Here is a 20,919-nt window from a genome sequence, read left to right on the forward strand (position 1 = left end):
CTGTGTTATTCAGAGGTAGTGACCCTGTGGCGAGGGAGCTTGCTCCCGCTCGGCGGCGCGGCGTCGAAGACGCGGTGGCCACTTCCTCGCCACAATTTGCCGGTGGGTTTCTTACCACAGCGCCATCGTGTAGCTGACGATCAATCGGTTCTCATCCAGATCGTTGCCAAAATTCGAGCGCACCGTCGCGTTGCGCCATTTCAAGCCCAGCCCCTTCAATGTGCCGTCTTGCACCACATAGGCAATGTCCGTGTTGCGCTCCCATTCCTTGCCTTCGCCCGCGGCGCTGCGCTGGACGTTGTCGCCTGTGATGTAGCGAGTCATGAAGGTCAACCCGGGTACGCCAATGGCCGCAAAGTTGTAGTCATAGCGCGCTTGCCAGGAGCGCTCGTCGACGTTGGCGAAGTCGCCGATCTGCACGAAGTTGACCAGGTACGGATCACTGCGACCGATGTAGGGGAACGGATCGTCGCCGCTCATGCGCTGGTAGCCCAGGCCCAAGGCATGGCCCGCCAGGCTGTAGGTGAACATGGCGCCGAAGGCCTGGTTGTCGAGTTCGCGAAAATTACCGTCTTCGGTACTGCGCGAATAACGCACGTCACTCTTGAATGACTGGCCTGCGCCCATGTCCAAGGTGTGGACGAACCCGAGGTAGTTTTGCTGATAAATGTCTTGCAACTGGCTGTAGCGGTATTGCGCCGTGAGGTTCGGCAGGAACTGATAGTCCGCCCCGGCGAACTGGAACCTGTCGCTGCTGCCGCCGATGCGGTTGGCGGTCATGTCCTGGTAGTCGGTGGAGTCGACAAAGTTGATCTGCGTGAGTTGCCCGGCGGTCAGTTTCAAGCGCTCGATTTCCTGCACGCTCAGTAACCCACCCTTGAACGTTCCCGGCAACAGGCGCGTGTCGTTGGAACTCACCGCCGGGTCCTTGATCTGCAACGTCCCCAGTTTCAAGGTGCTCTTGGACAGGCGCACCTTGGCGGTCAGGCCCAGTTCGCCATAACGGTCTTGGGAACCGCCCGACAAATCCGCTGGCAACAGATTGGTGCCGGCCGTGCCGCCCCCGGAATCCAACTTGAAACCAGCCATGCCCAAGGCATCGAGGCCGAACCCCACGGTCCCGGCGGTGTATCCCGACTCCAGCCGCAGCAGAAAGCCCTGGGCCCATTCCTCGGCCTTGTCCCGTGCCCCTTCCTGGCGAAAGTCGCGGTTGAAGTAGAAGTTGCGAGCCTCCAGGCTGCCCTTGCTGTCGGCGATGAAGTCAGCCTGGGCGCACGGCACGCCGATCAGGCTCAAGCCGAGCAAGGTGCCCGCCGAGGTGCAGGTCCATCGAGGGAATGTGGCGTGTTGCATGGCGCGCTCCTTTTTTGGGCGCGAGCGAACCCTCCAGGGGCTGTGCGCACGCCTCGTTATTGTTGTCATGGGGATGCCGGCGCAGTGGGGCTGCGTCGTGGAGTGGATTCTTTGCGGCGGATCCGCGCAGCGTCAAACGGGAAAAAAGCCGGATCGGACATAAGAAAAATTGATGCGCTCGATGGCCCGATCTGGAGTAACAATTGCAATCATAAGAACCACACGCCTCCCGAGAGCCTTCATGAACCTCAAATTCCTCGAAACCTTCGTCTGGGTCGCCCGGCTGCAAAGCTTCAGCCTCACCGCCGAGAAGATGTTCAGCACCCAGGCGGCGATCTCCAGCCGGATCGCCTCGCTGGAGGAGGAATTGGGCCTGCGCCTGTTCGTGCGCGATTCACGTGGGGTTTCGCTGACACCTGAAGGCCTCAAGGTGCTCGACTACGCCGAACAGATGCTCGACGTCCAACGGGCGTTGAAGCAGTCACTGGACACCAGCAGCCCGCAGCAAGGCCTGGTGCGCATCGGCGTGATGGACACGGTGATCCACACCTGGCTCAGCCCGTTGATGTCGATGCTGATGCAGGCCTTCCCCGCCGTGGAAATCGAAATCACCGCCGACGCCGCCCGCAACCTCTGTGAGCAATTGCAGAAAGGCTACCTGGACATCGTGTTCCAGACCGATCTGGTCCGCCACGAAAGCGTGCGCAACCTGGAATTGGGGCATTACCCCATGCACTGGATCGCCGCCAGCCAGTCGATCTATGCCCGGCCCTATGCGTCGCTGGTGGAGATGGCCAGTGAGCGCATCATCACCTTCGTCAAGCATTCGCGACCGCATCAGGACGTGCTCAACCTGCTGTACGCCCATGGCGTGAGTGCGCCGCGGGTCAGTTGCGTCAATTCGGTCTCAGCCATGACCCGGCTGATTCGCGACGGTTTCGGCATCGGCGCCTTGCCGGCCGCGCTGGTGGCCAAGCCCCTGGCCAGCGGCGAATTGATCCAGCTCGAACCCGGTACCGCCCTGCCCCAATTGGACGTTGTTGCGTCCTGGCGCGCTGGCGTCGGCCTGGAGTTGATCGAGAACATCGTCCAGATGAGTCGCCAGGTGGTCAGCCAGTACGCCGTCGATGTCGGGCCGCAGCGCATGGTCGCGGCCCCCGGTCTGAACAGCCAAGCGCCGCTCGAATAACTTTTAGTTGTCGCGGGGTACCAATATTCCTTGTTGGACGTCATCGCCACGGTGTTCTCAAAGTAGCGAACGAACACTTGGAGAACCCGTGATGACGTCCTTCGAACAACTGCAGCAATGCACGCCTCTGGCCCTGCGCCAAAGCATCGCCGCCGGCCAGTACCAGGGCCATACCAGTGGCCTGTGCCAGGGTCGCGTACAAGCCAATATCGTGATTCTGCCCGGCGATTGGGCCAATGAATTTCTGCGCTACTGCACCCTCAACCGCCAGGCCTGCCCGGTGCTGGACGTGACCGAGCCAGGGGATCCGTTCTTCCGCAACCTGGGCGCCGCCATCGATATCCGTCATGAAGTGCCTCAATACCGGGTCTATCGCCACGGCGAATTGAGCCAATCGCCGCTGGACATCGAACACCTGTGGCAGGACGACTTGGTGGCCTTCGCCCTCGGTTGCTCGTTCTCCTTCGAACAACCCTTGCTGGAGGCCGGCATCCGTTTGCGGCACATTGAGTTGGGGCGCAATGTCGCGATGTTCCAGACCAACATCGACACGCGCCCCACCGCTCGCCTGTCTGGCAAGATGGTGGTGACCATGCGGCCGATGAAAGCCGCCGCCGCCATCCAGGCGATCCAGATTACCGGGCGCATGCCCAATGTTCACGGCGCCCCGGTGCACATCGGCGATCCGTCACTGATCGGCATTCAATCCCTGGACGCGCCGGATTACGGTGATGCCGTGCCGGTTGAAGCGGACGAGATCCCGGTGTTCTGGGCCTGCGGGGTGACACCTCAATCGGTGGTCCAGGCCTCGCGTCCACCGCTGTGCATCACTCACGCCCCTGGCTGCATGCTGGTGACGGACTTATGGAACAGTGATTTGTAGGCCTCGGACGAGGCTGTTTTTCAACCTGAAGGGAGACACGATGAACACTGCTCAGCGCTCGATTCAACAGTACATCCGTGCCAAGGACAGCAACCGCCCGCACCTGCTGGACCAGGCCTTTATCCCGGCTGCTATTCTGGACATGGTCGTGCGCACCGGTTCCATCAGCTTTCCCGACCACCTTGAGGGCCGTACCGCCATTGGCGATGTGCTGGTCACTCGCTTCGGCCAGACCTTCGAAAACGTCTATACGTTCTGCCTGGCCGCCCCGCCACCAGCCAACGTGGAGGCGTTCCAGTGCCGATGGCTGGTGGCGATGTCAGACAAGAACAGCGGCGAGGCGCGGGTCGGTTGTGGCCTATATGACTGGCAGTTCGATCAGCAGTCGCGACTGGTCGAGGGATTGACCATCACCATCGAACACATGAAGACCCTGCCGGCGACCGATCTGCCGATGGTCATGGCCTGGGCATCGAAGTTGGACTATCCATGGTGCCGGCCGGAAGCGGCCATCGATAATGTTCCGGATTTAGCCGAGTTGCGAGAAGTAGTCCTGTACATGGCTAATGCCGAGCAATGAAGAATATGAAACCTGCCTGGCCACTGTGGGAGTAAAGCTTGCTCGCGATGCACGCACCTCGAGTTCCAGGAAGAGCGAGTTATCTTCATCGCGGGCAAGCCATGCTCCCACAGGTTGGGGATAGGCCCGTCGCCACTGTTTCCATGTTTCATGACTGTGCCAAGGGAACTCCGAAGTGAACATCAAGTTTCTCGAAACCTTCGTCTGGGTGGCCCGCCTGAAGAGCTTTCGCCTCACCGCGGAAAAGCTGTTCACCACCCAGGCCTCCATTTCCAGCCGGATCGCCGCCCTGGAGGACGAAATGGGCGTGCGCTTGTTCGTGCGCGACTCCAAAGGGGTGTCGCTCACCTCCGAAGGCCAGCGCGTGCTGGAGTACGCCGAGCGCATCATGGACACCATGCAAAGCATGAAAGCCGTGATCAAGGACCCGCGCCAGGTGCGCGGCCGGATCCGCATTGGCGCGATGGATACGGTGATCCACACCTGGCTCAGCCCCTTGGTGACACGCCTGATGGAATGCTACCCGGCCCTGGAGATCGAACTGTCGGCCGATACCGCAAGCAACCTCTGCTCACAGCTGGAAAAAGGCTACCAGGACATCATTTTCCAGACCGACATCCTGCGCCTGGACAGCGTGCGCAACGCACTGCTGACCCGTTATCCGATGCACTGGGTGGTGCGCACCGGCTCCGCCTATGACCGACACTATGCGTCACTGGAAGACCTGTCCCAGGAACGCATCGTGACGTTCTCGCGCAACTCGCGGCCCCACCAGGACATCCTCAACCTGCTGCACTCGGCCAACATCGTCTCGCCGCGCATCAACTGCGTGAACTCAGCCTCTGCCATCACCCGCCTGGTTCGCGACGGTTTTGGCATCGGCGCCATGCCCGCGGCGCTGGTGGTCGGCGAGCTGGCCCAAGGCACATTGACCTTGGTGGACGGCGTGCCGCTGCCATCGGTCATGGACATCGTCGCCAGTTGGCGGACCGGCGCCGGGATGGAGCGGGTGGAAGACATTGTCAGCCTGACTCGGGAAGTGGTGGGCGAGTTCGTCGCGCAATTGCCGGCAGCGTACCGATTGACGGCGCAAGACTTCAGCGGACTGTAAGTGAACTGCAATATCCCCGACTTATTCTGAACCAAGCGCACTGCGGCGAACGCTGGTTGTGCATGTCGCTTACTCGGAATGATCCAGGGAATCCGCCATGAAGATCAGTGTATTCGGAAGTGGTTACGTAGGTTTGGTGCAAGCCGCCGTGTTGGCCGAGGTAGGCCATGACGTGGTGTGCATGGACATCGACGAACGCAAGGTCGACAGCCTTCGGCAAGGCCAGGTGAGCATTTTCGAGCCCGGCCTGGCCACGCTGGTGCGTGAAGGCCTGGAGGCCGGACGCTTGCACTTCACCTGTGACGAACAGCTTGCCGTGCAACACGGCCAGGTGTTGTTTATCGCGGTGGGCACGCCTTCCCGGGACGATGGCAGTGCCGACCTGAGCCAGGTCCTGGCCGTTGGCGAGGCCGTCGCCCGTTATCGCGAGCAACCGCTCATCGTGGTGGAGAAGTCCACCGTGCCGGTGGGCACCGGTGACGTTCTGCGGGCGCACATCGACAAATGCCTGCTCAAGGCCAGTCGTTTGCTGCAGTTCGATATCGTTTCCAACCCCGAATTCCTCAAGGAAGGCTCGGCGGTCGCCGATTGCCGTCGTCCGGATCGCATCGTGATCGGCTGCGAACGTGATGAAGTGCGCGAAACCATGCGCGACCTGTACGCACCGTTCAACCGCAACCACGACCGGGTCCTGTTCATGGACCTGCGCAGCGCCGAGCTGACCAAATACGCCGCCAACGGCATGCTGGCGACCAAGATCAGCTTCATCAACCAGATCGCCGAACTGGCCGAACACCTGGGGGCCGACATCGAATCCGTGCGCTTGGGCATCGGTGCCGACTCGCGCATTGGCTACCACTTCATTTACCCGGGCTGCGGCTACGGCGGCTCGTGCTTTCCCAAAGACATGCGCGCGCTGATCCACACTGCCGAGCAGGCCCACTGCTCCAGCGACCTGCTGCAAGCGGTGGAAGCCATCAACGGTCGGCAGAAACACAAACTGTTCGAGCGGATCAAGGCGTTCTACCAGGGCGATCTGCGCGGCAAGACCTTCGCGTTGTGGGGCCTGGCCTTCAAGCCCAACACCGACGACATGCGCGATGCGCCGAGTCGCACCCTGTTGGAGTCGCTCTGGGCCGCGGGGGCCAGTGTCCGTGCGTTTGACCCGGAGGCGATGCAGCAGACGCAACTGCTCTATCCCGACGAGACCCGACTCATGCTGATGGGCACGCCAGAGTCGGTGTTGCCGGGGGCCGACGCACTGGTTATCTGCACAGAATGGCAGCCCTTCAAGGCGCCGGACTTCGACTTGATCCGGCAGCGGCTCAAGGCCCCGGTGATTTTCGACGGTCGCAACCTGTTCGACCCGGAACGCATGGCCGACAAGGGCTTCACCTATTTCCCGATGGGTCGCGGCCAGTCACGCAACCTGCCCATTGCCCAGCAAACGTGGTTTCCTGCCTCAAGAAGCGCTTGAGCCCGAGCCTTACCTCAAAATTAATGCACTCAACCAGCATTAATATGAATTTGTAAGCGGAGGTTGTGAGCGGCACACTGTGTACCGTTCCTCCCCCAACTGTTGGAACACTTAAAGGGCTTTCTGGGACTTTCCCGTAAGCCCCTTTTTTTGTTCGTTTTTTGGATTTTCGCTTAATGCTTTCTCGCTGGTTCCCCGCCGCTATCAATACCCGTCCCACCGAATGGAGCCGCGCCGCCATCGGCATGGCGTTGGGGACGATGTTCAGTGTCTGGCTATGTGGCCAGGTCTTTGGTCTTGAGGTAGCGCAGCACCTGATCGGCCCCCTCGGCGCCTCGGCCGTACTGTTGTTTGCCGTGTCCTCGGGCGCCCTCGCCCAGCCCTGGTCGATTGTCGGCGGTTACCTGTGTGCGTCGGTCGTGGCGCTGTTGGTGGCTCATGTATTGGACCGAACCCTGGGCAGCGCCTGCCTGGCGGCCGGCATGGCACTGGTGTTGATGTGCTGGCTGCGTTGCCTGCACCCGCCGGCAGGCGCCCTGGCGGCGACCTTGGTGCTGGCGGACTCGGCCATCATTGCCCTGGACTGGCAGGCCGTCGGCGCGGCCATGCTGGCGGGCTTCGGGCTGCTCTCCTTTGCGCTGGCCTACAACAACCTGACGCGGGTGCGCTATCCCAAGCGCGCCAGCGAGCCGGTGGCCGTCATACCGGCCGACCACCCTCCCGTCGACCGGCAGGCCATCACCGCAGAAGACCTGAAACTGGCTTTGGCGGAAATGGAAGCCTTCTTCGACGTCACCCCGGAAGATCTCGAACAATTGATCCACGTCAGCGAACGAAATGCCAAGCGCCGCAGCATCACGGAGGTTCTTTCACGTCGCGGTTGAGCCTGTGGCTGCTATAAATATGCAGACAGGACCTGCACGTATCCCGGTTGTGCAAGGCAAATTTGCACTGGTACGATCCTGCATGGGTACGCGCGACACAATTCATAAAAAACAATAAAAGCAGGGAGTTAGCGATGACAGCTCAGGTTTCATCCCAAGCTGCGGAAACCATCGAATCCGTGACCCATGAGGTGCTGGTCGACGTTCGCAATCACATTGGCCATTTGACCCTGAACCGCCCCGCCGGCCTCAATGCCCTCACCCTGGGCATGGTGCGCAGCTTGCAGCAACAACTCGATACTTGGGCACTCGACCCACACATTCACGCCGTGGTACTGCGTGGCGCGGGCGACAAGGCCTTCTGCGCCGGCGGTGACATCCGCTCGCTGTACGACAGCTATAAGCAGGGTGACACCCTGCACGAAGATTTCTTCGTCGAGGAATACGCCCTCGACCTGACGATCCACCACTACCGCAAACCGATTCTCGCCTTGATGGACGGCTTCGTGCTGGGCGGCGGCATGGGCCTGGTGCAAGGCGCCGACCTGCGGGTCGTGACCGAACGCAGTCGCCTGGGCATGCCGGAAGTGGCCATCGGTTATTTCCCGGACGTGGGCGGTAGCTATTTCCTGCCGCGCATTCCCGGTGAGCTGGGGATCTACCTGGGTGTCAGCGGCGTACAGATCCGGGCCGCCGACGCGTTGTATTGCGGGCTCGCCGACTGGTACCTCGACAGCCACAAACTTCAGCAACTCAACGAACGTCTCGATCGGCTCGAGTGGCACGACATGCCGCTCAAGGACCTGCAGAACCTGCTGGCCAAACTCGGCCAGCAACAGCTCCCTGCGCCCCCTCTGGCCGACTTACGGCCGGCCATTGACCATTTCTTTGCCCTGCCCGATTTACCGAGCATGGTCGAGCAGTTGCGCCAGGTCACCGTCGCCAACAGCCATGAATGGGCGCTGAAGACCGCCGACGTGCTGGACAGCCGCTCGCCCCTGGCCATGGCCGTGACCCTGGAAATGCTGCGGCGCGGCCGGCATTTGAGCCTGGAAGACTGTTTTGCTCTGGAACTGCACTTGGACCGGCAATGGTTCGAACGCGGTGACCTGATCGAAGGCGTGCGCGCCTTGCTGATCGACAAAGACAAGAGCCCGCGCTGGAACCCGCCGACCCTGGAGGCGCTGGACGCCGACCATGTGACGAGTTTCTTCGACGGCTTCGACGACCACGGGAACTGAGCCATGCACGACCTCGAACTGACCGAAGAACAAGTGATGATCCGCGACATGGCCCGGGACTTCGCCCGTGGTGAAATCGCCCCCCATGCCCAGGCGTGGGAAAAAGCCGGCTGGATTGACGACGGCCTGGTGGCGAAGATGGGCGAACTGGGGCTGTTGGGGATGGTGGTGCCGGAAGAATGGGGCGGTACCTACGTCGATTATGTGGCCTATGCCCTGGCGGTGGAGGAGATCTCCGCCGGCGACGGTGCCACCGGGGCGCTGATGAGCATCCACAACTCGGTGGGTTGCGGGCCAGTCCTGAATTTCGGCACCGATGAACAAAAACAGACGTGGCTGGCCGAGCTCGCCAGTGGACAGGCCATTGGCTGCTTCTGCCTGACCGAGCCCCAGGCTGGCTCCGAGGCCCACAACCTGCGCACCCGGGCCGAACTGCGCGATGGCCAGTGGGTGATCAATGGCGCCAAGCAGTTCGTCAGTAACGGCAAACGGGCGAAACTGGCAATCGTGTTTGCCGTGACCGACCCGGAGCTGGGCAAGAAAGGCATTTCGGCGTTCCTGGTGCCTACCGATACGCCGGGGTTCATCGTCGATCGCACTGAACACAAAATGGGCATTCGCGCCTCGGACACCTGTGCGGTCACCTTGAGCAACTGCACCGTTCCCGAGGCCAACCTGCTGGGGGCTCGCGGCAAAGGCCTGGCGATTGCGCTCTCCAACCTGGAAGGCGGCCGCATCGGCATCGCGGCGCAAGCCTTGGGCATTGCCCGCGCAGCGTTTGAAGCGGCGCTGGCCTACGCCCGTGATCGCGTCCAGTTCGACAAGCCGATCATCGAGCACCAGAGCATCGCCAACCTGCTGGCCGACATGCACACCCGCATCAACGCCACCCGCCTGCTCATCCTCCACGCCGCCCGCCTGCGCAGCGCCGGCAAGCCGTGCTTGTCGGAAGCCTCCCAGGCCAAGCTGTTCGCCTCGGAAATGGCCGAGAAAGTCTGCTCCTCGGCCATACAGATTCACGGTGGCTACGGATACCTCGAGGATTATCCGGTAGAGCGCTACTACCGGGATGCGCGGATCACCCAGATCTATGAAGGATCGAGCGAGATACAGCGGATGGTCATCGCCCGGGAGTTAAAAAACTACCTGGTGTGATGGCTGGGAAAGCATCGCGAGCAAGCTCGCTCCCACAGGTTTGGTGGTGTATGCAGATGCTGAATACACTCCAGATCCCATGTGGGAGCGAGCTTGCTTGCGATAGCGGTGGGTCCGTCACTGAGATGCTGGATGTATCGGCCTCTTCGCGAGCAAGCCCGCTCCCACAGGGTCCGGTGATGTACATAAAAATTGCCTACACCGCAGATCCACTGTGGGAGCGAGCTCGCTCGCGATGGCGTCAGTGAGTACGCCGCATTACTTGTCCTGAAACTCCGCCGCCCGCTTGGCCACGAACGCCGCCATGCCTTCCTTCTGATCCTGCGTCGCGAACGCCGCGTGGAATACCCGGCGCTCGAAACGTACGCCTTCAGACAGGCTGACCTCAAAGGCGCGGTTGACGCTTTCCTTGACCATCATGCTGATGGGCACCGACTTGGAGGCGATCAGCGCGGCGGTTTTCAGCGCATCGTCCAGCAGTTCATCAGCCGGCACGATCCGCGCGACGATGCCGCAACGCTCGGCTTCCACCGCGTCGATAAAGCGCCCGGTCAGGCACATTTCCATGGCCTTGGCCTTGCCCACCGCCCGGGTCAGGCGCTGGGTGCCGCCCATGCCCGGCAACACGCCGAGGTTGATTTCCGGCTGGCCGAACTTGGCATTGTCACCGGCCAGGATGAAATCGCACATCAACGCCAGCTCACAACCACCGCCCAAGGCAAAACCATTCACCGCCGCGATGATCGGCTTGCGGCGGTTGGCCACGCGGTCGCTGTCGCTGAACAGGTCGTCCAGGTAGATCTGCGGGTAAGTCAGCTCAGCCATTTCCTTGATGTCGGCACCGGCTGCGAAGGCTTTTTTCGAGCCCGTCAGCACGATGCAGCCAATCTTCGGATCCGCCTCCAGGCTATCCAACGCCTGGTTCAGTTCGCTGACGATCTGCGCATTCAAGGCGTTCAACGCCTGGGGACGGTTGAGGGTGATCAGGCCGACGCGGTCCTTGATCTCCAATAAAATCGTTTCGTAGCTCATGCAGGACTCCTGTTCAAAGATTGCGCGAAATGACCATGCGCTGAATGTCGCTGGTGCCTTCGTAGATCTGACAGACCCGCACGTCGCGATAAATGCGCTCCAGCGGGAAGTCGTTGAGGTAACCGTAACCACCCAGGGTCTGCAACGCCATGGAGCAGACCTTTTCGGCCATTTCCGAGGCGAACAGCTTGGCCATGGACGCCTCTACCAAAGCCGGCTGGCCACTGTCCCGCAGGGCGGCGGCGTGGTGCACCATTTGCCGGGCTACAGCGATCTGGGTCGCCATATCGGCCAGACGGAACGCCACGGCCTGGTGCTCGATGATCGGCTTGCCGAAACTGGAGCGCTCCCGGGCATAGTCACGGGCAGCCTCGAACGCAGCGCGGGCCATGCCCACCGCTTGCGCCGCGATGCCCACCCGGCCGCCTTCCAGGTTCGCCAGGGCGATCTTGTAGCCCTCACCCTCCTCCCCCAGGCGATTCGCCAGCGGCACCTTCACCTCCTCAAAGAGGATCTGGCACGTGTCGGACGCGTGCTGGCCGAGTTTGTCTTCGACCCGCGCCACGCTGTAGCCCGGCGAATCGGTCGGCACGATGAACGCGCTGATGCCACGCTTGCCGGCGCTCGGATCGGTCACCGCGAACACAATCACCGCCCCGGCGTTCTGCCCGGAGGTGATGAACTGCTTGCAACCGTTGAGCACGTAATGATCGCCCTCCAAGCGCGCCCGCGTCTTGAGGCTGCTGGCGTCCGAACCGGCCTGGGGCTCGGTCAGAGCGAAAGCGCCAAGCATCGCACCGCTGGCCAGAGGCGTGAGGAATTTCGTTTTCTGCTCATCGTTGCCGAACTTGAGGATCGGCACGCAACCCACCGAGTTGTGCACGCTCATGATGGTCGAGCAGGCGCCGTCGCCGGCGGCGATTTCCTCCAGGGTCATGGCGTAGGCCAGGTAACCGGTGTCACAACCGCCCCACTGCTCCGGCACCAACATGCCGAAAAAGCCCAGTTCGGCCATTTCAGCGATGGCTTCTCGGGGGAAACGGTGCTCACGGTCCCATTCGGCGGCGAACGGTTTCAGGCGTTCCTGGGCGAACTGCCGGGCCATGTCGCGGATTTGGGTCTGTTCTTCAGTCGGGAGCATGGGGGTTCCTTAATACAGGCATTCGACGGCCATGGCCGTGGCTTCGCCGCCGCCGATGCAGATCGCCGCGACGCCGCGCTTCAAGCCTTTCTGGCGCAGGGCCGACAACAATGTCACCAGGATCCGCGCGCCAGACGCGCCAATCGGATGGCCCAGCGCGCAGGCGCCGCCGTGGACGTTGACCTTGTCATGGGCGATTTCCAACTTGTCCATGGTCACCAGCCCTACCACGGCAAAGGCCTCGTTGACTTCAAAGAGGTCGACTTGGTCCAGCGACCAACCGGTCTTTTGCATCAGTTTTTTCACGGCACCAATCGGCGCGGTGGGAAACAGGCTCGGAGTATCGGCAAACGCCGCATGGCCGTGGATCACTGCTAGGGGCTTGAGGCCACGCTGGGCCGCCTGGCTCTGGCGCATCAGCACCAGGGCAGCGGCGCCGTCGGAAATGGAACTGGCGTTGGCCGCCGTCACCGTCCCGCCCTCGCGGAACGCCGGCTTGAGCGAGGCAATCTTGTCGATCCGCGCTTTGGGTGGCTGCTCGTCGTGGCGAATGGTCACTTGTTCCTTGCCGACCATGACCTGCAGCGGCACGATCTCGGCGTCGAAACTGCCGTCCTTGATCGCCTGCTGGGCGCGGGTGGTGGACGCAATGGCGAAGGCGTCCTGGGCCTCGCGACTGAAACCGTTGGTTTCGGCGCAATCTTCGGCGAAGGTGCCCATCAATCGACCTTTGTCGTAGGCATCTTCCAGGCCGTCGAGGAACATGTGGTCAAGCACCCGGCCATGGCCCATGCGGTAACCGCCACGGGCGCGATCCAGTAGGTACGGCGCGTTGGACATGCTTTCCATGCCGCCGGCCACCACCACCTCGGCGCTGCCGGCGATGAGCATGTCATGGGCCAGGATCGCCGCTTCCATGCCCGAACCGCACATCTTGTTCAGCGTGGTGCAGCGGGTCGACTTGTCGAGCCCGGCGCCCAGCGCGGCCTGACGTGCCGGTGCCTGGCCCTGGCCAGCGGCGAGCACGCAACCGAACAGCACTTCTTCAACCGCACCCGGCGCGATGCCGGCACGCTCCACGGCGGCCTTGATGGCGAGGGCACCCAGTTGCGGGGCGGTGAGGCTTTTCAGTTCGCCCTGGAAACCGCCCATGGGGGTGCGGACGGCGCTGACGATGACAATAGGATCGTTGGACATCATGAATCCTCCAGACTTATTTGGCTGCCATGCGCAAGGCGCCGTCGAGACGGATCACCTCGCCGTTGAGCATGCTGTTCTCAATGATATGCCTGACCAGCGCCGCGTACTCGGAAGGTTTCCCAAGGCGCGGCGGAAACGGCACGCCGGCGGCCAGGGAGTCGCGCACCTCCGGGGTCATGCCGGCCATCATCGGGGTTTCGAAGATGCCCGGCGCGATGGTCATCACCCGGATACCGAAGCGCGCCAGTTCACGGGCGGCCGGCAGTGTCAGGCTGGCGATGGCGCCTTTGGAGGCCGCGTAAGCCGCCTGGCCGATCTGGCCGTCGAAGGCTGCTACCGAAGCGGTATTGATGATCACCCCACGCTCGCCGTCGGCGTTGGCCTCGCTTTCGGCAATGGCCGCAGCCGCCAAGCGCAGCAAGTTGAAGCTGCCGATCAGGTTGACGTTGATCACTTGGCTGAAGCTGGCCAGTGCGTGGGGGCCGTTCTTGCCGAGGATCTTCTCGCCGCGCACGATACCGGCGCAATTCACCAGGCCATTCAGACCGCCGAACGCATCGACGGTGGCCTTGACCGCCGCTTCAGCCGCCGCTTCGTTGCTGATGTCGGCCACCACGCTCTGGCAACCCAGCTTTTGCGCCTGGGCAGCCACAGCGTCGGCGTTGAGGTCCACCAGCATCACTTTGGCGCCGGCCTTGACCAGCATTTCACCGGTGGCCGCGCCAAGGCCGGAAGCACCGCCGCTGACGAGGAAAATCTTGTTGTCGATCTGCATCATGGTTTCCTTGGGTTCAAGCTGAAACGTTGTGCGCCAAAGTCTCTTGAACCTTGGCGATCTCCTGGTTGCGCAAGATGAAGCGCTGCAACTTGCCGCTTGGGGTTTTCGGCAAGTCGCTGACAAATTCGATTTCACGGGGATAGGCATGGGCCGCCAGGCGCTGGCGCACGTGCAGGCGCAGTTCCTCGGCCAGCTCCGGTGAGGCGCGGTATTGGGTGCTGAGCACCACGAAGGCCTTCACCAACTCGGTGCGTTCCGGATCAGGCTTGCCGATCACCGCCGCTTCCACTACGGCCGGGTGTTCGATCAGAGCGCTTTCCACGTCGAACGGACCGACCCGGTAGCCGGAGGTGGTGATCACATCGTCGCTGCGGCCGACGAAGCTGATGCTGCCGTCCGGGTTCAGTTCCACGGTGTCGCCGCTCAAGTAGTAATCACCAACGAAGGCCTTGGTCGGCGCGCCTTCGTAACCGGCGAACCAGCACATGGGCGACTGGCTGCGGTCCACCGCGAGAATGCCCGGTTCGCCCACGCCCAGCTCGCGCTGGTTTTCATCCAGCACCACGATCCGGTGGCCCGGCGAGGCGAAACCGGCTGCGCCCAGGTGCACCGGGTGTTCCAACCCATGGTGGTTGCACAGCACCATGCCCAGTTCGGTCTGGCCGTAATGGTCGTGGATTACCACGTTCAGGTTGTCGGCGAACCAGCGGATCACCTCCGGGTTCAACGGCTCGCCAGCACTGCTGACGATGCGCAGCTTGCCCTTGATCGAGCGGGCAAACTGCTCGCCGCCGGCAATCAACAGGCGATAGGCCGTGGGTGAGCCGATCAGGTTGGTGATGGCGTATTTGTTGATGATCCGGCAGGTGCTTTCCAGGGTGAACGGGCCATCGTAGAAGGTAATCGGATGCCCCATGGCCAGCGGCCCGGTCACGCCAAAATAAATGCCGTAGGCCCAACCGGGGTCGGCGACGTTCCAGAAGGCGTCTTCAGGGCGCAGGTCCACCGCGTCGCGCATGTAGCTCTGGAACGCCGCGATGGCCTTGAGCGGCACCGACAGCGCCTTGGCGGGGCCCGTGGTGCCGGAGGTGAACATCAGCAGGAACGGGTCTTCGCCGGTGAGCATCAGCGGTTCGCACTCACTGGAAAGGTTCGCCACTTCGGCCCAGAAACTGTAGTCGCCGCGCACGATGCCCTGGCCCTTTTCGCCGCCGACCGTGACGATGGTGGGGCAACCGGCAACTTCGTTTAGCTTGGGACGGTTGACGGCGTCGGTGACGACGACCCGCGCGCCCGAGCTGCCGAGGCGGTGTTCGATGGCCTTGGGCCCGAACGCGGTGAACAGCGGTTGATACACCGCCCCGATGCGCCAGGTGGCCAGTACCACGATCAAGAGTTCCGCGGTACGCGGCAGCAGGCCGGCCACTTTGTCGCCCTGGCCGACGCCTTGGGCGCGTAGAAAATTGGCGAACCGCGCGGCGTTGTCCTGCAGGTCACGGTAGGTCCAGGTGGCGTCGCTGCCGTCACGGCCCTCCCAGAACAAGGCGATGCGACCCGGCAACGCATGCCGGTCGCAACACTCGACACAGGCATTGAGCGCCTCGAGCGAGCCGTGCAGTGCGGCGTTGACGGTGGGCAGGTAATCGAACTGCGACGTGGCGGACGAATAATCGCGCATGACCAGAATCCCTCTGTACTTTTTATTGGTTGGGGGAACCGTGAAGAGCAGGCAAATACTCGCGCCGAAGGGCGGTCGCGGCAATGGTCAAAGCCATCAAGTTGCTTGACTGGTTTGGCCATGGTTCGAGGGATGTGGTGCCAGCCAGGCCGTCATCGCGAGCAAGCTCGCTCCCACAGGGGATTGGTGGTGGGCCTCGATTCTGTGACCGCCCAAGCACTCATGTGGGAGCGAGCTTGCTCGCGAAGGCGGCCTGACAGTCGATCATGATGTGTCTGAACCACCGCTTTCGCGAGCAAGCCCGCTCCCACAGAGGATATGTGGTGGACACGAGTTTTGTGAACGCCCGCAACCCAATGTGGGAGCGAGCTTGCTCGCGAAGGCGGCTGTCCAGCCACTACAAGGGCTGCTTCCAGGCAAATGAATAAACCTTCTCCGGCGCTGGGGACTGGCAGCGCTGGTTATCCGCATCCGCCCCCACCAGGAACCACTCGGCCCGCGAGGTATCGCCAACCCGACGCGCCTTTTGCGGGTCGTAGCAGCGGGCCAGGTCCCGCCCTGGCACCAAGGCAAAGGCCTGCGGGCGGCTGCGCAGCCAAGTGGCAGATTGTTCCAGGGAGTTGCCGTTATAAAAGCCAAAATGCACGATGGGTTGCCGGGCGAACAGCCAATGACCCTCGCGCCATCCCACGAGCACCAACTCGGCATTTGAAGTCAGCCCCGCGACATCACGCATCAAGGTCTGGTGGGGGTTGACACCTTCTCTGTAGGGCTCGATGAAACCGCGCGCAAACCAGGCGCACAACCACACCACCGTCAAGGCAGCGAATACCGCCCTGCCCCTCGGCCACCGGCTGAACCAACGGTGCAGCATCCACGGCACAAGCGGCGCCACCAGCAGGATCAAGGCCGGCAACGCGGGAAAGATATACAGCTTGCGCTTGCCACTGCTCAGGCTGAAGAACAACAGCACCAGAACCACCCACCCCAGCAGCACCAGCACCCGACCGTCGTGCTTGAGCAACTGCCTGCGCCAGGCCGGCACCAGCCATGGCAGCATGAAAAAGATCGGCAGCCAGTACTTCGGAATCACCTGGACAAAGAAGTACCAGAAGGGTTCGCGGTGCTCCCAGGCATTGGCATAACGCCCCGCCGTCTGCTTCAGCAGGATCTCCTGGGCATAGGCCAGGCTGTCGGGACTGCCCTGCCACACGATCCACAACAAAGGCCCGAGCCACAGGGTGATCGCCGCCAGCGCCACAACCAGCCCCAGCCACCAGGCGCCCGCCTTGCCCGGCATGGACACCAGGCCTTTCCACCCTCGGCGCAGCCCATAGGCATAGGGAATCAGCATCAATACCGGTAGGAAACCCACGCCTTTGCTGATGATCCCCAGCCCCATCGCCCCACAGGCCAGGTAATACCAGCGCCACGCCGGGCCGAGCAGCAAATGCCGGCACAAGCCATAGATCCCCAGGATGGTCCAAAGCGCAAGGAAACCATCGATTTGCCCGGTACGCAGGATGCTGTAGGTCTGGTAGGTGGCGAGAAACAACAGCGCGGCGATCACCCCCACGCGTCGCCCCCATAAGCGCCGGCCCAGGTCATACAGACACGCGGTGGCGACGGCGCCGGCCAGCAACGCAGGCAGGTACAGGGCGACTTTCGGCAGGTGGGTCAGTTGCACGAACGACGCCACCGCCCACATGAACAGCGGCGGTTTGTCAGCGTAGATTTCCCCGGCACGATGGGGAATGAACCACGAGCCGTTCTGCAGCATCTCCAGGGCAACGCCGAGGAAGCGCTCTTCATCGACGTTCATCGGTTGGCGCCAGCCCAGGCCCGCGCCGACCATGATCAAAGCCAGCACCACAAGCGCCAGAAGCTCCAACCGCGAGGAAGACAATCGTATTCGCACCGTCTCAGCCTTTCTCGACCAGTTCGCGGTTTTTCTGCCCGTGCTGCTTGGCGATCAACTGCAAATTGCGCAGGTACACGATGAAGCCGAAGGACTGGCCGACAATGAACACCGGGTCTTCGCGGTAGATGGCATAGGCCAGCAACAGTGCGCTACCGATGATGCTCAGGTACCAGAAGCCCACGGGAATCACGCTGCGCTTCTTGTATTCGCTGTACAGCCATTGCAGGGCAAAACGCCCGGTGAAAGCCAGTTGCCCGCCGAAGCCAACGGCCAGCCACAACGTTTCTCTGCCCATGTCACACCTCGGTTTCTTGCGCGTGGATATCCAGTCGGGTGCGCTTGATCAGCCACCACACCCCGAACAGATCGACAATGCCCACCAGCGCCCGGTCGAGGTTGCCGTAATTGGACACCCCGGCCCCACGCTCACGGTGATTCACCGGATGCACCAACATCCGGCCGTTGTGACGGCGGATCAGCGCCGGAATAAAGCGGTGCATGTGATCGAAATACGGCAGGCGCAGAAACGCCTCGCGCTCGATCAATTTGATGCCGCAGCCGGTATCGGGCGTCTGGTCCTTGAGCAGGCTGGCCCGCAGTTTGTTGGCGAACCGCGAGGCCCACCGCTTGCTCGCCGTGTCCCGGCGGTTGACGCGATGCCCCGCCACCAGCTTGACGCCGGCGGGTGTGCCCTCCGAACCGCGTACCAGGTCGAGCATCTTCGGCAGGTCGGCCGGGTCGTTCTGCCCGTCGCCGTCCAAGGTTGCCAACCAATGCCCGCGGGCCAACTCAGCCGCGTGGTAGATCGAGGTGCTCTGCCCGAGGGAGCGGGCGTGGCTGAGCACCCGCAACTGGCGATAGCCACTGCCTTGCAACGCCCGCAGTTCAGCGGCGGTGGCGTCAGTGCTGCCATCGTCCACCACGATGACTTCAAAGGCCTCGTCGGCCAGCGCCGCACGCACTTCTTCCAGCAGCGCAATGAGGTTGCCGGCTTCGTTCTTTGCCGGAATCAGGACCGACACATAAAGGGTTTCGTGCATGACGCTCCTGTAAAAAGCTGAGGGGTTAAACGCGGTAATACGCGCGGTACCAATCGACAAACGACTGCACGCCGACGGGCACCGCAACCTGCGGGCGAAACCCTATGTGTTCTTCCAGTTCACGTGTGTCCGCCCACGTGTCGACCACGTCGCCCGGTTGCAACGGCAGGAAATGCTTGATCGCGGGGATGCCCAAGGCCTCTTCCAGGCACTCGACAAACTGCAAGAGCTTCACCGGCGCGCCGAAGCCGATGTTGTAGAGCTTGTGGCGCACCCCCGTTTCATTGGCCGGCGGCCGCGGCAACAACCGCACCAGGCCTTCGATGATGTCGTCGATATAGGTGAAATCCCGCGACATGGCGCCGTCGTTGTAAAGGTCAATGGCACGACCGTTGAGGATGGCCTCGGTGAATTTGAGCGGCGCCATGTCGGGCCGCCCCCAAGGTCCATACACGGTAAAAAACCGCAGGCCGGTGGTGGGAATGCCATAGAGATGCGAGTAAGCGTGGGCCATCAGTTCATTGGCGCGCTTGGTCGCCGCATAAAAAGACACCGGCTGATCCACCGGGTCGGTCGTGGCATACGGCAGGCGTTCGTTCAAGCCATACACCGAGCTGCTCGAGGCGAACACCAGGTGTGCCGGCCGATGGGCACGGCAGGCTTCCAACACGTTGAGGAATCCCACCAGGTTGCTTTGGGCGTACAGGTCGGGATTGTCGATGGAATAGCGCACGCCAGCCTGGGCCGCCAGGTGAACGACGTACTCGAATGGGGTTTGCGCAAACACCTCCAGCAGCGCCTGTTTGTCGGCCACGTCCAGCCGCAGGAAGCGGAAATTGCGGTATTCGGCCAACAACGCCAGTCGCGCCTGTTTCAACTCGACGCTGTAGTAGCTGTTGAGGTTGTCGATGCCGATGACCTGATGGCCCTCGCGGCACAACCGCCTGGCCGTATGAAAACCGATAAACCCTGCGGCGCCGGTGACCAATACGTTCATGCGTTGCCCAAAACGGTCACGTGCATACACTACCCTGATGGATGGCCCGGCTTTTCCGGCACCTGCACAGGCTTTTATCAAAGAAAAATGACGGTTTTATGAGCGAGCCAGTCAGCTAAGCAAAATCCCCTGTGGGAGCGGGCTTGCTCGCGAAAGCAGTGTGTCAGTCACAGAGATGCTGGTGTTGCCGACCTCTTCGCGAGCAAGCCCGCTCCCACAGGGATTTTCGGTGTCGGATCAGTCGGATTCGTTGAGAATCAGGCTGCGATAATGCCCCGGGTTGGACCCGGACCATTTGCGAAACGCCTTGTAGAAGGAGCTGGCATCGGCGAAGCCCAGGCGCGAGGCGATTTCGACGAAGCTGATGGAGGGCTCGGCCAGCCAGGTGATCGCCAGATCCTTGCGCACGCTGTCCTTGAGGCCTTGGTAGGTCTGGCCCTCCTCCGCCAAGCGGCGGCGCAGGGTCGAGGCGGATACGCACAACTGCTGGGCCAGGGCCTCGGTTTCCGGCCACTGTTCGGCAGGCAATAGCCGCAGGTCGTGGCGGATACGGCTGGCCAGGCTTTGCGGATCGCGGTATTTGACCAGGATGTTGGCCGGGGCCCGGGCCAGGAAGCGCTTGAGTTCATCGGCGTTGCGCCGGATGGGCAGGTCGAGGCATTCGGCGGCGAAAATCATCCGGGTGCGCGGTCGGTCAAAGCGCAGGTTCTGGGAGAACATCACCCGGTAGTCGTCGCAGAAATCCGGCGCCGGGCAACGCAGCTCGACGGACAGAATGGGAATGCGCCGCCCGGCCAGCCAGCAGGCCACGCCATGGACGATCATCCAATAGGTAAAATAGGTAAACGCCCGGCGCGGCGCCTGGTCATCTTCCAGCAGCACGATCTCCGCCAGGCTTTGCTGGCGCATCCACTGGGCCGGCAGGTGTTCGAGCATCAGCGACAGAAACCCCAGTCCCGCCGTCAAGCCGCTCGCCAGCGTGGGCTGGGTCATGGCGCACTGGCAGAGAAACGCCAGGCTGCCGGACTTGAGCTTGCGCGGGTCCATGCCAAAAAACTCGTCATCCAGGCGCTGGGCCAGCAAACGCCAGAGCCGCGCATAGGCATGGGCCGGGACCCGCGCCTGGGCGTCGTCGAGCAGCGCCGGGTCTATGCCGACCTTGCTCAGGACCTCCTCGGTAGCCGTCCCGGGTGCGCAGCTTTGCAACAACGCCTCACGCACCAGCTGGATGGAGATGGTGTCTTTTTCCGACATGGCGC

The 20,919-nt window shown here is 62.3% G+C and carries 19 protein-coding genes; 8 read left to right on the forward strand and 11 right to left on the reverse strand.

The window, feature by feature from the left end:
- Positions 1 to 111: 111 nt before the first annotated feature.
- The gene (locus AB4N80_RS19985) at positions 112 to 1,353 is read right to left on the reverse strand and encodes an OprD family porin (protein ID WP_460078438.1); all 1,242 of its coding nucleotides are present in this window, start codon (positions 1,351 to 1,353) and stop codon (positions 112 to 114) included.
- Positions 1,354 to 1,594: 241 nt separating this feature from the next.
- Between AB4N80_RS19985 and AB4N80_RS19990 the strand changes: the two genes are divergently transcribed.
- The 8 genes from AB4N80_RS19990 (at position 1,595) to AB4N80_RS20025 (ending at position 9,873) form a co-directional block, all read left to right on the forward strand.
- Entirely contained in the window at positions 1,595 to 2,542 is a 948-nt protein-coding gene (locus AB4N80_RS19990; RefSeq protein ID WP_122568601.1) for a LysR family transcriptional regulator, read from the forward strand.
- A gap of 91 nt (positions 2,543 to 2,633) precedes the next feature.
- Positions 2,634 to 3,425, forward strand: a complete 792-nt coding sequence (locus AB4N80_RS19995) for a putative hydro-lyase (protein ID WP_122568600.1) — start codon at positions 2,634 to 2,636, stop codon at positions 3,423 to 3,425.
- Positions 3,426 to 3,465: 40 nt separating this feature from the next.
- Positions 3,466 to 4,005 (forward strand): hypothetical protein, encoded by a 540-nt coding sequence (locus AB4N80_RS20000; protein ID WP_122568599.1) that lies wholly within the window; start codon positions 3,466 to 3,468, stop codon positions 4,003 to 4,005.
- 175 nt (positions 4,006 to 4,180) lie between these two features.
- Entirely contained in the window at positions 4,181 to 5,116 is a 936-nt protein-coding gene (locus AB4N80_RS20005; protein WP_122568598.1) for a LysR family transcriptional regulator, read from the forward strand.
- A gap of 97 nt (positions 5,117 to 5,213) precedes the next feature.
- Positions 5,214 to 6,593 carry a UDP-glucose dehydrogenase family protein gene (locus AB4N80_RS20010; RefSeq protein ID WP_122568597.1) on the forward strand — a complete coding sequence of 460 codons (1,380 nt, stop codon included), beginning with the start codon at positions 5,214 to 5,216 and terminating at the stop codon, positions 6,591 to 6,593.
- 176 nt (positions 6,594 to 6,769) lie between these two features.
- Positions 6,770 to 7,477, forward strand: a complete 708-nt coding sequence (locus AB4N80_RS20015; protein WP_460078444.1) for an HPP family protein — start codon at positions 6,770 to 6,772, stop codon at positions 7,475 to 7,477.
- 134 nt (positions 7,478 to 7,611) lie between these two features.
- Positions 7,612 to 8,718, forward strand: a complete 1,107-nt coding sequence (locus tag AB4N80_RS20020) for an enoyl-CoA hydratase/isomerase family protein (protein ID WP_305471061.1) — start codon at positions 7,612 to 7,614, stop codon at positions 8,716 to 8,718.
- Positions 8,719 to 8,721: 3 nt separating this feature from the next.
- On the forward strand, positions 8,722 to 9,873 hold the full coding sequence (locus AB4N80_RS20025) for an acyl-CoA dehydrogenase family protein (protein ID WP_122568594.1): 1,152 nt from the start codon (positions 8,722 to 8,724) through the stop codon (positions 9,871 to 9,873).
- 258 nt (positions 9,874 to 10,131) lie between these two features.
- On the opposite strand, the gene AB4N80_RS20030 is transcribed toward AB4N80_RS20025, so the two are convergent.
- The 10 genes from AB4N80_RS20030 to AB4N80_RS20075 all read right to left on the reverse strand — a co-directional run bounded on the left by AB4N80_RS20030 (position 10,132) and on the right by AB4N80_RS20075 (position 20,914).
- On the reverse strand, positions 10,132 to 10,905 hold the full coding sequence (locus AB4N80_RS20030) for an enoyl-CoA hydratase (RefSeq protein WP_024617255.1): 774 nt from the start codon (positions 10,903 to 10,905) through the stop codon (positions 10,132 to 10,134).
- A 13-nt stretch (positions 10,906 to 10,918) separates the two neighbouring features.
- The gene (locus AB4N80_RS20035; protein WP_305492369.1) at positions 10,919 to 12,046 is read right to left on the reverse strand and encodes an acyl-CoA dehydrogenase; all 1,128 of its coding nucleotides are present in this window, start codon (positions 12,044 to 12,046) and stop codon (positions 10,919 to 10,921) included.
- Positions 12,047 to 12,055: 9 nt separating this feature from the next.
- On the reverse strand, positions 12,056 to 13,243 hold the full coding sequence (locus AB4N80_RS20040) for an acetyl-CoA C-acyltransferase (protein ID WP_122568630.1): 1,188 nt from the start codon (positions 13,241 to 13,243) through the stop codon (positions 12,056 to 12,058).
- Between the two features lie 16 nt (positions 13,244 to 13,259).
- Entirely contained in the window at positions 13,260 to 14,021 is a 762-nt protein-coding gene (locus tag AB4N80_RS20045) for an SDR family NAD(P)-dependent oxidoreductase (protein WP_122568592.1), read from the reverse strand.
- A 16-nt stretch (positions 14,022 to 14,037) separates the two neighbouring features.
- Complete coding sequence (locus AB4N80_RS20050) at positions 14,038 to 15,702, reverse strand: AMP-binding protein (RefSeq protein ID WP_305492367.1); 1,665 nt, start codon at positions 15,700 to 15,702, stop codon at positions 14,038 to 14,040.
- Positions 15,703 to 16,099: 397 nt separating this feature from the next.
- Positions 16,100 to 17,557: an ArnT family glycosyltransferase gene (locus AB4N80_RS20055; protein WP_460083123.1), complete on the reverse strand. Its 1,458-nt coding sequence runs from the start codon at positions 17,555 to 17,557 to the stop codon at positions 16,100 to 16,102.
- 67 nt (positions 17,558 to 17,624) lie between these two features.
- Positions 17,625 to 17,918: a lipid-A-disaccharide synthase N-terminal domain-containing protein gene (locus AB4N80_RS20060; RefSeq protein WP_122568589.1), complete on the reverse strand. Its 294-nt coding sequence runs from the start codon at positions 17,916 to 17,918 to the stop codon at positions 17,625 to 17,627.
- A gap of 1 nt (position 17,919) precedes the next feature.
- The gene (locus tag AB4N80_RS20065) at positions 17,920 to 18,663 is read right to left on the reverse strand and encodes a glycosyltransferase family 2 protein (RefSeq protein ID WP_122568588.1); all 744 of its coding nucleotides are present in this window, start codon (positions 18,661 to 18,663) and stop codon (positions 17,920 to 17,922) included.
- 25 nt (positions 18,664 to 18,688) lie between these two features.
- Positions 18,689 to 19,660, reverse strand: coding sequence for an NAD-dependent epimerase (locus AB4N80_RS20070; RefSeq protein ID WP_122568629.1), 972 nt, complete (start codon positions 19,658 to 19,660; stop codon positions 18,689 to 18,691).
- A 237-nt stretch (positions 19,661 to 19,897) separates the two neighbouring features.
- Positions 19,898 to 20,914, reverse strand: coding sequence for an AraC family transcriptional regulator (locus AB4N80_RS20075; RefSeq protein WP_460078453.1), 1,017 nt, complete (start codon positions 20,912 to 20,914; stop codon positions 19,898 to 19,900).
- Positions 20,915 to 20,919 lie beyond the last annotated feature (5 nt).

The organism is Pseudomonas sp. H3_A02 (assembly GCF_054671965.1).

Coding starts and splice junctions, on each gene's coding strand:
- AB4N80_RS19985 (WP_460078438.1), bottom strand. CDS start 1,353: ATGCAACACGCCACATTCCCTCGATGGACCTGCACCTCGGCGGGCACC.
- AB4N80_RS19990 (WP_122568601.1), top strand. CDS start 1,595: ATGAACCTCAAATTCCTCGAAACCTTCGTCTGGGTCGCCCGGCTGCAA.
- AB4N80_RS19995 (WP_122568600.1), top strand. CDS start 2,634: ATGACGTCCTTCGAACAACTGCAGCAATGCACGCCTCTGGCCCTGCGC.
- AB4N80_RS20000 (WP_122568599.1), top strand. CDS start 3,466: ATGAACACTGCTCAGCGCTCGATTCAACAGTACATCCGTGCCAAGGAC.
- AB4N80_RS20010 (WP_122568597.1), top strand. CDS start 5,214: ATGAAGATCAGTGTATTCGGAAGTGGTTACGTAGGTTTGGTGCAAGCC.
- AB4N80_RS20015 (WP_460078444.1), top strand. CDS start 6,770: ATGCTTTCTCGCTGGTTCCCCGCCGCTATCAATACCCGTCCCACCGAA.
- AB4N80_RS20020 (WP_305471061.1), top strand. CDS start 7,612: ATGACAGCTCAGGTTTCATCCCAAGCTGCGGAAACCATCGAATCCGTG.
- AB4N80_RS20025 (WP_122568594.1), top strand. CDS start 8,722: ATGCACGACCTCGAACTGACCGAAGAACAAGTGATGATCCGCGACATG.
- AB4N80_RS20030 (WP_024617255.1), bottom strand. CDS start 10,905: ATGAGCTACGAAACGATTTTATTGGAGATCAAGGACCGCGTCGGCCTG.
- AB4N80_RS20035 (WP_305492369.1), bottom strand. CDS start 12,046: ATGCTCCCGACTGAAGAACAGACCCAAATCCGCGACATGGCCCGGCAG.
- AB4N80_RS20040 (WP_122568630.1), bottom strand. CDS start 13,243: ATGTCCAACGATCCTATTGTCATCGTCAGCGCCGTCCGCACCCCCATG.
- AB4N80_RS20045 (WP_122568592.1), bottom strand. CDS start 14,021: ATGCAGATCGACAACAAGATTTTCCTCGTCAGCGGCGGTGCTTCCGGC.
- AB4N80_RS20050 (WP_305492367.1), bottom strand. CDS start 15,702: ATGCGCGATTATTCGTCCGCCACGTCGCAGTTCGATTACCTGCCCACC.
- AB4N80_RS20055 (WP_460083123.1), bottom strand. CDS start 17,557: ATGGTCGGCGCGGGCCTGGGCTGGCGCCAACCGATGAACGTCGATGAA.
- AB4N80_RS20060 (WP_122568589.1), bottom strand. CDS start 17,918: ATGGGCAGAGAAACGTTGTGGCTGGCCGTTGGCTTCGGCGGGCAACTG.
- AB4N80_RS20065 (WP_122568588.1), bottom strand. CDS start 18,663: ATGCACGAAACCCTTTATGTGTCGGTCCTGATTCCGGCAAAGAACGAA.
- AB4N80_RS20070 (WP_122568629.1), bottom strand. CDS start 19,660: ATGAACGTATTGGTCACCGGCGCCGCAGGGTTTATCGGTTTTCATACG.
- AB4N80_RS20075 (WP_460078453.1), bottom strand. CDS start 20,914: ATGTCGGAAAAAGACACCATCTCCATCCAGCTGGTGCGTGAGGCGTTG.